The organism is Halovibrio variabilis, from assembly GCF_007991175.1.
Classification (GTDB): domain Bacteria; phylum Pseudomonadota; class Gammaproteobacteria; order Pseudomonadales; family Halomonadaceae; genus Vreelandella; species Vreelandella variabilis.
The window spans coordinates 1-2,317 of record NZ_BJXV01000041.1 but is presented as its reverse complement, the minus strand read 5'-3'; the positions used below and the strand labels follow the sequence as shown (position 1 = coordinate 2,317).

The 2,317-nt window shown below is 57.1% G+C and carries 3 protein-coding genes; all 3 read left to right on the top strand.

Annotated features, from left to right (window positions below):
• Positions 1-79: 79 nt before the first annotated feature.
• From HVA01_RS17310 to tnpC, 3 genes are read left to right on the top strand one after another with little or no spacing between them, the layout of a single operon-like run.
• Entirely contained in the window at positions 80-292 is a 213-nt protein-coding gene (locus tag HVA01_RS17310) for a hypothetical protein (protein ID WP_146876700.1), read from the top strand.
• The gene (gene tnpB, locus HVA01_RS17305) at positions 289-645 is read left to right on the top strand and encodes an IS66 family insertion sequence element accessory protein TnpB (protein WP_146876699.1); all 357 of its coding nucleotides are present in this window, start codon (positions 289-291) and stop codon (positions 643-645) included. The genes HVA01_RS17310 and tnpB overlap by 4 nt, the downstream gene beginning before the upstream one ends.
• Positions 646-690: 45 nt before the next feature.
• Entirely contained in the window at positions 691-2,280 is a 1,590-nt protein-coding gene (tnpC, locus tag HVA01_RS17300; protein ID WP_146876697.1) for an IS66 family transposase, read from the top strand.
• Positions 2,281-2,317: the final 37 nt, after the last annotated feature.

Here is a 2,317-nt window from a genome sequence, read left to right as displayed (position 1 = left end):
TAAGCGATCCACAAAACCCATCTATTCAATCTAATCAGTGCTGATCACACTGGCGGTCTCTTTGGTTTTGGAGATCGTTATGACCTGTGAACTCAATCCTACTCGCGCCTTTTGGCTTGGCCATCTTTACTGTGCCTCGGCGCTGAACATGCCGTTAAGTGACTACGCCATCTCACAGGCGTTATCTCTCCCTGATTTGCTGACATGGGAAAAGCGGTTAAGCGTGCAAGGGTTACCGGTGCCGCCGCGTTGTCGTCCTGCGCGATTTGTGCCGGTGGAGGTGACGACATGATCCGCCCGAGTACTGATCTGACGGTGTACTTGTGTCGGGACCCCGTGGATATGCGCAAGCAAATCGATGGCTTGGCCTTACTGGTTCAGGAGGCTATGGACTTGAACCCGTTCGATCAGGCGCTGTTTGTGTTCGGCAACCGCCAACGCGATAAAGTGAAGCTGTTGTTCTGGGAACGTAACGGCTTTGTGGTGTGGTACAAGCGCTTGGAGCGTGAGCGGTTTAAGTGGCCAACCCACTTGGAAGGCGATACCGTCACGTTAACCGGCCAGGAGCTTAATTGGCTGTTGGATGGCGTTAATCTAAAGGCCATGCAACCTCACAAAGCATTGGATTTTCAGCAGGTTGGTTAGCTTTTTTGCTCCTATTTTGTCGACTTTTTTAGTAAAATAAGCGGCATGAAAAACGCCGCTTCTTCCTCGCCTACTGTTACCCAGCTTGAGCGCAAGCTGGCCGCTGCCGACGCTGAAAATGCGCGGCTGTTGGCGTTGATGGAGAAAAAGGAAGCCCAGTGGGCAGCCACCAAACAATCGCTGTATGAACAGTTCCGGTTGGCTCTAGAACGTCAGTTCGGCCCTTCCACCGAGAAGTATCAGGTAGATCAGAAGGACTTGTTGATCAACGAAGCCGAAGTGGCGGTTGACGAGGAAGACGGCGGTACCGACACAGCCGACAACGATGCCGTTGATGAAGCTGAATCCGCTGCGCCACCGAAACGTCGTAAACGGGGTGGCCGGGTGGCGTTGCCCCCTGAACTCCCACGGGTTGAGGTGGTGCATGAACTCCCTGAAGAGGCTCGCCACTGTCAGGACGATGGCACCGCACTCACGGTCATCGGCGAAGAGGTCAGCGAAGAACTTCACGTGGTGCCCGCCCGGGTCGAGGTGATCCGTCATGTGCGACGCAAGTATGCGTGCCGAACCTGCGAAGACGGCGTCAAGATCGCCCCGGCACCCGCCAAGTTACTGCCGAAAAGCAATGCCAGCGCCACGCTGTTGGCCTATGTGGCCACCGCCAAGTACCAGGACGCCTTGCCGCTGTATCGGCAAAGCCAGATCTTTGCCCGCCATGGCGCTGAGATCTCCCGCAATACCTTGGCCCGCTGGATGGTGCAGGCGGGCGAGCGCATCGCCCCACTGATCGAGACGCTGCGCCACCACCTGCTCACCGCGCCACTGATCCATATGGATGAAACAACGCTTCAGGTGAATCAAGAAGCTGATCGTAACGCGAGTGCCACGTCCTACATGTGGGTACAACGCGGTGGGCCGCCAGGCCAACAGGTGGTCTTGTTCGATTATGACGCCAGCCGTGCTGGACGCGTGCCCGTGAGCCTGCTGGGCGACTATGCGGGTCGCTTGGTCACCGATGGCTATGAAGGCTACGCCGAGGTGGTGCGCCGCAATGGGATCACCCATGTGGGCTGTTGGGCGCATGCCCGGCGCAAGTTCGTCGAGGCGCAAAAAGTGCAGCCCAAAGGCAAAACCGGCAAGGCAGACTGGGCGCTGAACCAGATCCGTAAGCTGTATGGCGTGGAAAAACAGGCTAAGGACCTTGAGCCCGAAGCGCGTCATGCACTGCGTGAGCAGAAAAGCCGACTATTAATCGATCAACTGCGCACCTGGCTCGATAAGTCACTGGCCCAGGTACTGCCCAAAAGCGCGCTGGGGAAAGCCCTGCACTACCTGAACAACCAGTGGCCACGCCTGACTCGGTTCCTGGACGATGGTCTGATCCCGTTGGATAACAACCCGGCCGAGAACGCCATCCGTCCGTTCGTGGTGGGGCGTAAAAACTGGCTGTTCAGCCACACACCGAGCGGCGCTCAGGCCAGCGCGGCGATCTACAGCCTGATCGAAACCGCCAAAGCCAATGGCCTCTCGCCCTACGACTACTTACAGCACGTCTTCGAGACGCTGCCGACCCTCAACGACGATGACCTCGACATGCTACTGCCCTGGCAGTGGAAAGAGACCTTACCGGTCTAAGCAATAACTGCCTAGATGTGGTTATTGGATCGCTTAC